10 protein-coding genes are annotated in these 13303 nt (G+C 42.0%); 9 read left to right on the top strand and 1 reads right to left on the bottom strand.

The genetic code is table 11. From position 1 onward, the window contains the following. Positions 1-19: 19 nt before the first annotated feature. Both ABDK00_RS07020 and ABDK00_RS07015 read left to right on the top strand, forming a co-directional pair. Positions 20-727, top strand: a complete 708-nt coding sequence (locus ABDK00_RS07020; protein WP_346239449.1) for a DUF4294 domain-containing protein — start codon at positions 20-22, stop codon at positions 725-727. 234 nt (positions 728-961) lie between these two features. Then, a complete protein-coding gene (locus ABDK00_RS07015; RefSeq protein WP_346239448.1) occupies positions 962-4504 on the top strand; it encodes a DUF2723 domain-containing protein in 3543 nt (1180 codons plus the stop codon). Between the two features lie 73 nt (positions 4505-4577). Here the strand turns inward: ABDK00_RS07015 and ABDK00_RS07010 are convergent, their stop codons facing one another. Further along, positions 4578-4922, bottom strand: coding sequence for a single-stranded DNA-binding protein (locus tag ABDK00_RS07010; protein ID WP_346239447.1), 345 nt, complete (start codon positions 4920-4922; stop codon positions 4578-4580). 285 nt (positions 4923-5207) lie between these two features. Here ABDK00_RS07010 and ABDK00_RS07005 point away from each other — a divergent pair, with 285 nt between their 5' ends. The 7 genes from ABDK00_RS07005 to ABDK00_RS06975 all read left to right on the top strand — a co-directional run bounded on the left by ABDK00_RS07005 (position 5208) and on the right by ABDK00_RS06975 (position 12965). Next, positions 5208-5663 carry a GNAT family N-acetyltransferase gene (locus ABDK00_RS07005; RefSeq protein WP_346239446.1) on the top strand — a complete coding sequence of 152 codons (456 nt, stop codon included), beginning with the start codon at positions 5208-5210 and terminating at the stop codon, positions 5661-5663. 2 nt (positions 5664-5665) lie between these two features. Further along, on the top strand, positions 5666-6742 hold the full coding sequence (locus ABDK00_RS07000) for a GNAT family N-acetyltransferase (protein ID WP_346239445.1): 1077 nt from the start codon (positions 5666-5668) through the stop codon (positions 6740-6742). Positions 6743-7243: 501 nt separating this feature from the next. Further along, a complete protein-coding gene (locus ABDK00_RS06995; RefSeq protein ID WP_346239444.1) occupies positions 7244-8698 on the top strand; it encodes an N-6 DNA methylase in 1455 nt (484 codons plus the stop codon). Next, positions 8695-9981 carry a restriction endonuclease subunit S gene (locus tag ABDK00_RS06990; RefSeq protein WP_346239443.1) on the top strand — a complete coding sequence of 429 codons (1287 nt, stop codon included), beginning with the start codon at positions 8695-8697 and terminating at the stop codon, positions 9979-9981. The genes ABDK00_RS06995 and ABDK00_RS06990 overlap by 4 nt, the downstream gene beginning before the upstream one ends. A 9-nt stretch (positions 9982-9990) precedes the next feature. Next, the gene (gene tnpA / locus ABDK00_RS06985; RefSeq protein WP_346239442.1) at positions 9991-10443 is read left to right on the top strand and encodes an IS200/IS605 family transposase; all 453 of its coding nucleotides are present in this window, start codon (positions 9991-9993) and stop codon (positions 10441-10443) included. Positions 10444-10548: 105 nt separating this feature from the next. Then, a complete protein-coding gene (hsdR, locus tag ABDK00_RS06980; protein WP_346239441.1) occupies positions 10549-12672 on the top strand; it encodes an EcoAI/FtnUII family type I restriction enzme subunit R in 2124 nt (707 codons plus the stop codon). Then, on the top strand, positions 12657-12965 hold the full coding sequence (locus tag ABDK00_RS06975; RefSeq protein WP_346239440.1) for a type I restriction-modification enzyme R subunit C-terminal domain-containing protein: 309 nt from the start codon (positions 12657-12659) through the stop codon (positions 12963-12965). The genes hsdR and ABDK00_RS06975 overlap by 16 nt, the downstream gene beginning before the upstream one ends. Positions 12966-13303 lie beyond the last annotated feature (338 nt).

The following is a 13303-nucleotide window of genomic DNA, read 5'->3' as shown; positions in this document are numbered from 1 at the left end:
CTAACTTTGTGTTATTCTTTTGAATTATTGTTTTACATATCTGGCGGCTATACTACTTTTTATAACAGGCAGCGCTGTTGATGCGCAAACGCTCGACACAGCGCGTGTCCCGCCGCGCCCCAGCATGGAAGAAATTATGAAAGACTGGGGGCCCAACGATCATTTGAAAGTTGGCGCGATCTGGTATGGGTCAGATTACCAATCGTTTAAAATGCTTCCTTATACCGAAGAGGAAAATATATGGGTTTCCAAGCTGCCGCCGGCAAAGCTGGAAGAAGTAAAGCGCGCTTACAACCGTTTAAGAAACGCTGTCTATGTATGTTACCCCTACGCTCGCCTGGCGGGCCATACCATCAACCAGATCAACCGCGAAATAGCATCGACCGATAAAAAAAGAGATAAAAAAGCAATCATCAAGGCTAAGGAAAAAGAACTAAAAAAGCAGTTTGCCGACCCGCTTACCAACCTTTCTGTTTATCAGGGAAAAGTTTTGATGAAATTGATCAACCGCCAAACCGGCAACAACTGCTATGATATTTTAAAAGAATATAAGGGCGGCCTCAGTGCGCGCCTTTACCAGACCGTGGCATTTTTTTATGGTGGAAGCCTGAAGCAGGATTATAATATTAAAGAAAGTTTTGATCAGCAAATAGAAAACTTTGTTCAGGAAATTGACGCTACCTGGTACAATAATCCCTACCGCAATCCGACGGCTATTAAAAGATAGCCTGCATACCTAGGTTCATTTGATTTTTTGCGCATTTTTGTTCACCTTTCATATCAATGCGACGCTTGCGTATCCCTACATCCTGTCCATAGCATTATTTGACGCCGATCCCGTTATTAGTGTTGTGCAAACGACCAAAATATCAGTACAATTGTAAATTTATCCTAATCCTCGCTTTATCAGTATATATGACCTCTTTATCCCTATTTTTGTGAGCGTTTTAAATATGTTACAATGAACTTTAAAAAAGTAAACAACATTACCGGCTGGCTGGTTTTTGCGATAGCAGCTATTACGTACACCCTTACCAAAGAAGCCCGCGGGTCTTTGTGGGACTGCGGAGAATTTGTCGCCTGCGCTTTTAAATTAGGTATGCCCCACCCTCCCGGCGCGCCGCTGTTTACTTTATTGGGACGATTTTTTATTATTTTATTTGGCGATAATCCGCAAACTGCAGCATCGGCTGTTAACTTCATGAGCGCCATGGCGAGTGCAGGAACCATCCTGTTCCTGTTCTGGACGATTACGCATTTTGCGCGCAAAATGTTTATCAAAGTGGGCGAAACGCTGAGCAACCCGCAACTCATTACGGTAATGGGCGGCGGCGTGGTTGGCGCGCTGGCTTACACTTTTACTGATTCGTTCTGGTATAGCGCGGTTGAAGGCGAAGTGTATGCCTTATCTTCTTTCTTTACGGCTTTTGTATTTTGGATTATTCTGAAATGGGAACATGCTGATGAGCATGCCGGCGCCGATGAAGTAGCGCGTGTAAGAAGCGACCGTTGGATTATATTTTTGTTTTTCATGATGGGGTTGTCCATTGGCGTTCACTTGTTGAACCTGCTTACAATTCCCGCCATCGTGATGATTTATTATTACCGCCGGTATAAGCCCACCACCAAAGGCGCCATTGCTGCTTTCATCATCGGTTGTGTTATTACCGGCATTGTTCAGGTGGCGGTCATTCAATACAGCATGAAAGCTGCCGGCCTGTTCGACGTATTCTTCGTCAACAGCCTGGGCATGCCGTTCTTCTCCGGCTTCGCCGCTTATTTTATTTTTATTGCATTGCTGATCGGTTGGGCGCTGATGTTTAAACCCAATGTTTCGAAAACCAAAATTATTCTGTGGACAGCGCTTTTCTTCGCCCTGGCCTTTTTACCTTTTGCTTTTTCAGGATCAGCGGCTGCTTTTAAAATCATTTTATTATTAATCATTGGCGCTGCGCTGGGCTATTTTATCAAAACATCGGCATTAAAAGTGCTAAAACTTTCTCTTTGGTGCTATGCCTTTATGATGTTGGGTTATTTCATGTATTTCACTTCCATGATCCGTAGTAATGCCAACCCCGGCATTGACATGAACAACGTGGACAATCCGATCAACCTCGTTTATTATTTGGGACGCGAGCAGTACGGTAGCGCCCCGCTGATCTACGGGCCTCATTTTGCGGCCGAATATAAAGATGACGATGGAGACGGTATGATCGATATGAAGATGGGCGAAATGAAATATGTGAAAGGAAAAGATCATTATATCGCTACCGGCCGCGATCGCGAGCCTCTTTATCAAAGCAGCGACATGCAGCTCTTTCCGCGGGTTTGGGATCGAAGCAACGATCAGAATCACGCGCAGTTTTATGCAGACTGGTTAGATCTTGAAGAAAACAGGGATCCTAATACCGGCCAGGTGTTGTCTTACGAAGCGCCGAGTTATGCCGACAATATCAGTTGGTTTATGAGCTACCAAACTGATTTTCTTTTCATGCGTTATTTTATGTGGAATTTTGCCGGCCGGCAAAATGATTTGCAGGGTTTTGGCAACAAGCGTGATGGCAACTGGATTTCAGGCATCAGCTTTATCGATTCGCCGCGTTTGGGCGATCAAAGCAAAATGCCGGAAAGCCTGAAAGAAAACAAAGCAAATAATAAACTGTTTTTACTTCCGATCATCCTCGGCATATTGGGATTTGTGTTTCAAATGCTCAGAAACCGGAACGATTTTATTGTTACGTTGATCCTCTTCTTTTTCATGGGAGAAGCGATCGTCATCTATCTGAATGCGCCGGGCAACATGCCGCGCGAACGTGACTATGTGTTTGTGGGCGCCTGCTATGTATTTGCGATTTGGATCGGGCTATCAGTGCTGGCGCTTGTAAAACTCGCACTTGAAAAAACGGATAAGGACCAGCTCAAAAAAGTATTGATTTATGGCGCCACTTTTACCTTCCTCGTCATTGTGATCAGCAGCCTCTCAGGTTCCGGCAGCGGCGCGTTGATGGCGGGCCTGGCTTCGGCCCTGTTTTTTGCAATCGTAGTGGCTGCATTAACGTTTATCATCAAAGCTTTGTCTGGAAATGGCGCTAATTTCAGGGCAGCCGGAATTGCGACTACGGCAATCTGCTTGCTCGTTCCGGCCTTAATGGCGCAGCAGGAATGGGACGACCATGATCGTAGCAAAAAAACAATAGCACCCGATCTGGCAAAAGACTATTTAGAAAGTTGTGCCCCCAATGCGATACTGTTTACTTTTGGCGACAACGACACCTATCCGCTTTGGTATGCGCAGGAAGTTGAAGGCATCAGAAAAGATATCCGCATTATTAATACCAGCCTGCTGGGCATAGATTGGTATATCAATCAATTGAGATATAAGATCAACGACGCACCCGGTGTTGATGTAATCTGGACACCGGAACAGATCGAAGGCCACAACAGGGAGTACATCCGCATTGGCCAGGCGCAGCCCGGGCAAAATCTCGACCCGAACGCTTATTATCCCTTGTTTGATATTATGAAAGATTATCTGGGACAAAAAGTGACCGATGAAGATGGTAACGATGTCGGGCCCAACACAATGCCCTTCCGTAAATTTTTCGTTCCTGTGGACAAGCAGCTTGCGAGAAAAAATGGCGACGCCAATACACAAGACAGTGTGGTGAGCCAGTTAACCTTTGAAGTGCCTTCCGGTGCGCTGATGCGCAACGACCTGATCATGTTGAATATCATCGCTACTAATAAATGGCAGCGCCCGATTTACTTTACGGCGCCCTATGGCGAGTTGGGCTTCGGCCATCATTTGCGCAAAGACGGGCTGACCTACCGGCTTGTACCCGTTATTGCTGCAACGCCGCAACAAAACTGGGTGACGGATCAAGCGCTTAGAAGTTTAAGGGCAGGCGGCTCCTCGGTTAGGGCTAATAATCTCGAGGCCATTTCAGAGAACCTGAAAAAATTTGAATTTGGCGGCGCTAACAGGAAGGGTGTTTATTTTGATGAAGTCAACCGCCAGTACCTGCTCAATATCCGTTCGCTTTTTGCTGAAGCTGCGGGAAATCTTGCTGATGCCGGTAAGGTTGATGAAGCCGTGAAGCTTTTAAACCGGGAAGCCGAAGGATTAAAACCCGAAAACCTTCCTTATGGAATGGCCAGCCGCTACAGTCAGCATAATCAATCTGGCATCCTGCTTACCGAGGCCTATTACAAAGCAGGCAAACTGGATCAGGCCAGGAAAATTGCTAAAGACGTGAGAAACGATATCAACAGCCAGCGCAGTTATTATCAATATTTAAAAGCGGAAAAACCTCAGTTCTATGCAGGGCTTGAGCACACTGAAGTGATCCTGAATGATATTATGGATGAGGTATTGAACCAGGTAGAACAGCAATACGATCCATTGAAGAAGGCCGCTAAAAACCCTTCGCAGGAGTTGTTGCCGCAGGCGCTGCAAAAAGCTGCCGACAGTGCGGGCATTGTCATCCCTGATTCAATTCAGTAATTAAAAAATAAAAAATAAGTAAAGAGGCGTCCGGGTTGGACGCCTCTTTTTTGTTTACCGAATGGTGTCCTCGTCAAACCGAGGCTTTGGTTCCCAGCAATAATAATTCTGTTGCCTGCACTTCGGTAATATACTTTTTGACGCCCTTGGCATCGGTAAAATCCCGATGCACCAATTTGCCTTCGATCGCCACTTCCCTGCCTTTTTCGAGATAGCGGGCCGCGATATCAGCAATCTGGCCCCAGGCCACCACCTGGTGCCATTGTGTTTCTTTAATTCGCTCTCCCGTGGCATTTTTATACACTTCGCTCGTAGCGATGGTAAACCGGGCCATTTTTTTCCCGCTTTCCAATGTTCTTACTTCTGGCGCAGCGCCTAAATTGCCAATTAACTGGACTTTGTTTCTCAATGCATACATAGTGGTAAGTTTTGTGTTGCCGAAACAACGGTTAGATTTTTTATTTCAGCCATCCCGCAAAGAATGACAACACAAAAATGCACTCCGCCGCGCCGCTTAGCCGTATTTTAAAGGTTTACTTACGACAATAAACGATTATAAACGACTATTTTCGGCTATCGCTTTTGTATTTCCCTGGTAACTAAATAATTATGTATTTTTAGTAAAAAATCCCAAACGCCGTATAATTTCGGATATTTGGGAGTTAGCGGCAACCTTAACAGACCAACCGTCAAGACAAGAAAGATGGACATAATTATAAGAAAAGCAGAAGAAAAAGACAGCAAAAAAATTTGGACTTTAATGGAACAATTAGCTGTTTTTGAAAAATACATTGACAGTTTTGCTATTACGCCAGAAATTGTAAAGGAAAGTGGTTTTCGCAAAAATCCACCCGACTTTCATTGTATTGTAGCGGACGACAATGACAAAATTGTAGGAATGTTGGTTTATTATTTTTTGCCTTACACAGCTCAAAACAGACCAGCAATTTATATGAAAGAGCTTTATGTGGACGAAAATTATCGTGGACAGAAAATTGGCGAACAGCTAATGAATGCTCTAAAAATTGAAGCTGAACAAAACAATTGCCATCAAATAAAATGGACAGTTGCACCTTGGAACAAAGCAGGACAAAAATTTTACGAAAGATTGGGTGCAACAGAAAATAATGAGTGGCTTAACTACGAATGGAAAGTTTAAAAATGGTAACAGTAGAAATATCAAAAGTTGCGATAGACAAAGTTCTACAATTGCAAGAAATTGGCAGACAGACCTTTTATGAGACGTTTTCTGAAAGTAACACCGAAGAAAATATGAAAAACTATTTAGAAAACGGTTTTTCAATTGACAAAATAACAGCTGAATTAAATGATGAAAACGCAGAATTTTACTTCGCAAAAATTGGCGAAAAAATTATCGGTTATTTAAAGCTCAACTTCGGAAAATCGCAAACAGAAATTAAAGACGACAAAGCACTTGAAATTGAGAGAATTTATGTGCTTAAAGAGTTTCACGGAAAAAAAGTTGGACAAATTCTTTATGACAAAGCAATCGAAATTGCGAAACAAAAAAATGCTGACTATGTTTGGTTAGGAGTATGGGAACAAAATCCAAGAGCAATAAATTTCTATAAAAAAAACGGTTTTGTAGAGTTTGACAAACACATTTTCAAGCTTGGCGAAGACGAACAAACAGACATTATGATGAAAAAAAATATTGCTCCTATTAATATTCAGCCAAAATTGGAGAGTGAGAATATTTTACTTTCTCCATTAAATGAAAGGGACTTCGATACTTTATACTTAGCTGCATCCAACCCTAAAATATGGGAACAACACCCTAACAAGGAACGGTGGAAAAAAGAAGTATTTAAAACTTTTTTTGTCGGTGCTATACAAAGTAAAGGGGCTTTTAAAATAATTGACAAAAGCAGTGATTCTGTTATTGGTAGCACTCGATTTTATGACCTTTCTGAGCAAGAAAGCAGTATACAGATTGGATATACTTTTTATAAAACAGAGTATTGGGGCAGAGGAACAAACAATTTGGTAAAAACATTAATGCTGGATTATATCTTCAATTATGTTTCAAAAGTTTATTTCCATATAGGAGCGAATAATATACGCTCCCAAAAAGCAATAGTCAAATTGGGAGCTTTAAAAGTTGGAGAGCAAGAAGTCACCTATTTTGGTGAAAAACCTATGCAAAATTTTGTTTATGAACTCACTTATGAAAACTGGAAAAAGAAAAAGGCAGCCGCTAACACTGGCTATAAGTAATGCGGGCGAAAGTGTCCAATCGAAGTTTCAGTTTTCTATTCCGCCAAAGCTACGCTTTGACGTTTTGGGGAAAATGAAAGGTAAAACGCAAAGCGTAGCTTTGGCTACCGTTCGTGCCAAACTGAAAGTTCACAGCTCCGAAACCCCGCACTACTCATAGCCTAAACCGTTAGCAGTACGCCTATTGACGACACAACACGACATCAACAGACGACTAAAAATTAAACGAATTAACACAGACAAACCATTTTGACAGGTGAACACAGACATAAAAACGATAGAACAAACGGACAGCGAGTAAGCCGGTACTCATTGCCGACCCTTCTGTGTTTTAATTTTTTCCCCACCGCACAAAATATTTTGAATTGCCACCGCATAAATGGCACATTTGGTTTTGCCCTACCCACAAGCCGACCCTTCAGCAAAACCAAAAGAGCCATTTTTTGCCAACGCACCGACAAGAATGATAACTTTACGAATTGATAAAAACAGAGATAAATAATGTTCGAGCAGACTTTTAAAAATATAGACGACATACTTCACAAAGACGCAGGTTGCGGAAGTGAATTGGACTATGTGGAGCAAACCTCTTGGATTTTGTTCCTCAAATATTTGGACGACTTGGAGAAAGACCGAGCCACAGCAGCCGAACTTACAGGCAAGTCTTACACGCCTATCATTGACAAAGACTACCAATGGACAGTTTGGGCAATGCCCAAAGGCAAAGACGGAAAACTTGACCACCACAACGCCCTGACAGGTGACGACCTCACCGACTTTGTAAACAACAAACTGTTTCCTTATCTCAAAAAGTTTAAGCTAAGTGCTGAGGATGCCGACACCATTGAATATAAAATTGGAGAGATTTTCAGCGAACTGAAAAACCGCCTGCAAAGCGGTTATAACTTACGGGAAGTCATCAACCTGATAGATCAGTTGCGTTTCCGCACCCATGCAGAGAAGCACGAAATGAGCCACCTGTATGAAGACAAAATAAAAAATATGGGCAACGCAGGGCGAAACGGTGGTGAATACTACACGCCCCGACCACTTATTACCACCATTGTAAAAGTGGTTGCTCCAAAAATTGGCGACAAAATTTATGACGGTGCTGTGGGTTCTGCGGGCTTCTTGTGCGAAGCGTTTGACTATTTGAAAAACAGCAAATCACTTTCGAGCAAAGAAACAGAGACATTACAAAAACGCACCTTTTACGGCAAGGAGAAAAAATCGTTGGCGTATATCATTGGCATTATGAATAGGATTTTGCACGGTGTGGAAGCTCCCAACATTATACATACCAACACACTTGCTGAAAACCTTGCCGACATACAGGAAAAAGACCGCTATGATGTAGTGCTTGCCAATCCACCATTTGGTGGAAAAGAGCGTGCCGAAGTGCAACAAAACTTCCCGATTAAAACAGGCGAAACCGCATCACTTTTTTTGCAGCACTTTATCAAAATATTGAAAGCAGGCGGAAAGGCAGGAATTGTAATTAAAAACACTTTTTTGAGTAATACCGACAATGCTACGGTTGCCATACGCAAAACCTTGTTGGAAAATTGCAATCTGCATACTGCATTGGATTTGCCGGGTGGCACTTTTACCGGTGCAGGCGTAAAAACTGTAGTGCTGTTTTTTGAAAAAGGCAAAGCCACACAAAAGGTTTGGTTTTACCAGTTAAACCTCGACCGCAATTTGGGCAAGACCAACCCACTCAACGAAAACGACTTGGCAGAGTTTGTAGCACTGCAAAAAACCTTTGCCGATAGCGAAAACTCTTGGACGGTGAATGTGGCAGACATTGACCAAAGCACGTTTGATTTGAGTGTAAAGAACCCGAACAAAAGAGAAGAAGTAACGCTACGCCAGCCACAAATCATTTTGGAAGAAATGAAAGTATTGGACGAAGAAAGTGCGGAAATCTTGAACTCAATTTTGGAACTGATATGAAGCAAGGTTGGGAAATAAAGAAGTTGGGGGAAGTTTCAGAAATTCTGAACGGTGGAACACCAAAAACTAATATTACTGAATACTGGGACAGTGATATTCATTGGATTACTCCAGCGGATTTAGGGAAGTTGCGAAAACCAACAGTTGATGATACACCAAGAAAGATTACAAGATTAGGTCTAGAAAAATCATCAGCTAAATTGTTTCCAATAAATTCAGTAGTACTTTCAACTAGAGCACCAATTGGACATTTGGCAATCAATGAAGTTCCTATGAGCACCAATCAAGGTTGTCGTGGAATTATCCCAAGCAAAAAGCTTGATACTTGGTATTTGTTTTATTTCTTGAAGAAGAATGTTGAACTACTTGATAGTTTAGGAACCGGAGCAACTTTTAAAGAGCTTTCAACAAAATCACTTTCAGGGGTTGAAATCCCTATTCCCCCCCTCCCCGAACAACAACGTATTGTTTCCATTTTAGACAAGTGCTTTGTCGCCATAGACAAGGCAAAAGCCAATGCCGAACAAAACCTCAAAAACGCCAAAGAACTTTTTGAAAGCTATTTGCAGGGGGTGTTTGAGAAACTTTTCGACGAGAGAGAAAGGAAGAATATTTCTGAAGTTGCAAAAGTAATTGGTGGGTACTCATTCAAAAGTGGTGACTTTAAAAAAGAGGGAAAGTATCAAGTTATCAGAATGGGCAATGTTCGCCCAGGGATAATTAGAGAAAACGAAAGCCCTGTTTTTATAGATGAACTTGATGAGAAAGCATTATCAAAAGCCCTTCTCATTCCAAAAGATGTCATAATAACCCAAACAGGCACAAAGAACAAACGCGACTATGGCTTTACGGTAATAATTGAAAAGGAAAACTATTTATTAAATCAGCGAATAGCTGCAATCCGTTTTAGTAAAGAATTTTTGCCTGAGTTCTTTCTTTATTTCTCTTGGACAAACATTTTCAAAGACCAATATTTTGCGAATGAAACAGGAACAGTAGGTCAAGGCAATGTTGGAATTCGTGCAATTACAGATTCGCAAGTACCTTCTATTCCACTCAAAGAACAACAAACCATTGTCCGCCAATTAGATGCCCTGCGGGCCGAAACGCAGAAGCTGGAAGCGGTGTATCAAAAGAAAATTGCGGATTTGGAGGAGTTGAAAAAATCAATCTTGCAAAAAGCGTTTGCGGGAGAGTTGCGAAGCCCCGAAGGGGCGGTATCTGCTAACGATGGGTATAGCCCATCGAAAAAAGAAAACAAGAAAAGCCCTGAAAGGGTGTAATACAAAAATATGGGACAGTCACTCGTTAAAAATTATATCCATATCGTATTTAGCACGAAACACCGTGAGCCGCTGATACATCCACCCGTAGAGGCTGAACTACACGCCTATCTCGGTGGCATATGCAACAAACTTGATTGCCAAGTAATAAAAGTAGGCGGCTACACCGACCATATTCATATACTCTGTATGCTTTCTAAAAAGATTGCGCTGATGAAGCTGATGGAAGAACTGAAATCACATTCATCCAAATGGATTAAGTCAAAAGAAACTGGCTACGAAAATTTTTACTGGCAGGATGGATACGGAGCTTTTTCTGTAAATCCTTCTGAAATAGACACAGTAATTGCTTATATCGCTAATCAACACGAACACCATAGCAAGAAAACATTTCAAGATGAATACCGTGCTTTTCTTAAAAAATATAATGTAGACTATGACGAGAAGTATGTTTGGGATTAGATATTTCGCCCTTTCAGGGCTTATGATTTTGTGGCTTTGCCACTTGATAGGGCTTCGCCCTATCTTAATGTATTATACCCCTTCGGGGCAACTAAAACAAGCAATATGAACGAAGCAGAAACAAGAGCGGAACTCATAGACCCAAAGCTAAAGGCTTGTGGTTGGGGCGTTGTGGAAGGCTCTAAAGTCCTTCGTGAATACAACATTACCCAAGGAAAAATACAAACAGGCGGTGGTCGTGGCAAAAAAGAAATTGCCGATTATGTGTTGGTTTACAAAGGCATCAAATTGGCTGTTGTAGAAGCCAAAAGTGATGAACAGGAAGTTGGCGAAGGTGTAATGCAAGCCAAAAAATATGCACAAAAACTTCAATTAGAAACCACTTACAGCACCAACGGCAAAGCCATTTACCAAATCTGTATGAAAACAGGCGAAGAAGGTTTGGTAACAAACTTTCTAAGCCCTGAAGAACTTTGGAATAAAACCTTTGCTGAGCAAAACGATTGGCTTGAGCAGTTTGCCCATGTGCCGTTTGAAGACAAAAGCGGAAGTTGGCAGTTAAGATATTATCAGGAAATAGCCGTTCAAAGAACCGTTGAAGCCATTGCACAAAGCAAAGACAGAATTTTACTCACCCTTGCTACAGGAACAGGAAAAACGGCTATTGCTTTTCAAATTGCGTGGAAACTATTTCAAACCCGTTGGACGGTTCGACAAGCTCACCGATCACCGGGGGCTGAGCCTGTCGTAGCCCGAAGACCAAGAATTTTATTTTTAGCCGACAGAAACATATTAGCTGACCAAGCCTACAATTCATTTTCGGCATTTCCCGAAGATGCTTTGGTGCGGATAAAGCCCAATGAGATAAAGAAAAGCGGAAAAGTGCCGACCAACGGCAGCATTTTCTTTACCATTTTTCAAACCTTTATGAGTGGCACGGATGCAGAAGGAAAACCTGCACCCTACTTTGGTGAATATCCAGCCGATTATTTTGATTTCATCATCATAGACGAGTGCCACCGTGGCGGAGCAAATGACGAAAGCAACTGGCGGGGAATTTTAGAATATTTCAGTCCAGCCGTTCAACTGGGTTTAACCGCCACACCCAAGCGAAAAGATAATGTGGATACTTACCGCTACTTTGGCGAACCTGTTTACATCTATTCGCTGAAAGAAGGTATCAATGACGGTTTCTTAACGCCTTTCAAAGTAAAACGCATCAAAACCAGTTTAGACGATTATCGCTATACTTCGGACGATACCATTGTGGAAGGCGAAATTGAAGAAGGTAAACTCTATGAAGAAAAAGACTTTAACCGAACAATTGAAATTGTAGAACGAGAAGCCAAGCGGGTAAACATATTTTTAGATGAAGCCAGCCAAAACGAGAAGGCAATAATCTTTTGTGCCAACCAAGCACACGCAGCATTGATAAGAGATTTAGTAAACCAAAATGCAAAAAGCAAAGACCCTTTTTATTGTGTTCGTGTAACCGCCAATGACGGAGAAGAAGGAGAAAGGCTATTGAGAGAATTTCAGGACAACGAAAAAACATTGCCAACCATTCTGACCACTTCGCAAAAACTATCTACGGGAGTTGATGCAAGGAACATTCGGAATATTGTATTGCTTCGCCCGGTCAATTCAATGATTGAGTTTAAACAAATCGTTGGACGTGGCACAAGATTATTTGACGGCAAAGAGTTTTTCACCATTTACGACTTTGTAGATGCTTACAAACACTTTTCAGACCCCGAATGGGACGGAGAGCCATTGGAAGAGGAACCTTGCAAAAAGTGCGGCCAAAATCCCTGTGAATGTGAATACGTTCCGCCAAGACCTTGTCCAGTTTGTGGAGAAAGACCTTGTGTTTGTGAAAAGACACCACCACAACCTTGTGAAAGATGCGAACAGCGACCTTGTGTGTGCAAAAAGAAAGTAAGAATCAAACTGAAAAACGGAAAGGAAAGAGAAATCCAACATATGGTTTCAACTTCGTTTTGGAGTGCTGACGGTAAACCGATTTCATCAGAAGAATTTTTGAATAATCTGTTTGGCGAGTTACCTAAACTTTTCAAGGACGAAGAAGAATTGCGGAAACTTTGGAGCAATCCAATTACTCGAAAAGTTTTGTTGGAGAATTTGGAATCAGCAGGTTTCCCGAAAGACGATTTATTGACTTTGCAAAAGTTGGTAGATATGGAAAAAGCGATTTGTATGATGTATTAGAATACGTTTTTAATGGCGACTATATCGCAATGACAAGAGATGCCAGAGCAAAAGCAGCCGAAGCGACAATTTTTGCATTACTCAACGATAAACAAAAGGAGTTTATCACGTTTGTTTTGAGCAAATACATTGAAACAGGTGTGGACGAACTCGACCAGGAGAAACTACCAATCTTACTGACAAACAAGTATCAATCATTGGAAGACGCAAAAGAAATTTTGGGAGACGTTGCAAACATTAGCAGACTGTTTATAGAATTTCAAGAACATTTATACAAACAGAAAGCAGCGTAATGACAGCACAACAAAAACATATAGCCAACGCACAGCAGTCATACACATTGGCAAGCCGCACAGGCCACCGCACAGACCAAAGCTTGCCAAAGAGTATGCCTGCCCCAAAGCAAGAGAAAATTCAAAATATTTTTTCCTACCCTTCAGAAAAATTAAAATACCCGACGCTCAAACCAACCCGACAAAGACCGTTAAACTCAACAATGACAATGGTTTACAGGCACAGTGGACAAGAACGCCAGCTGGTAACAGCCGTTTGGCGTCATGCGGGGTGAAGTGCTTAAATTCAAATGCATTGCTCCTATTGGGCTTTAGTGGTAGGTTGACAGTTTTGTGCT

Source organism: Niabella insulisoli (genome assembly GCF_039652435.2).
Classification (GTDB): Bacteria; Bacteroidota; Bacteroidia; order Chitinophagales; family Chitinophagaceae; genus Niabella; species Niabella insulamsoli.
This window is presented reverse-complemented; position numbering and strand designations above follow the sequence as displayed.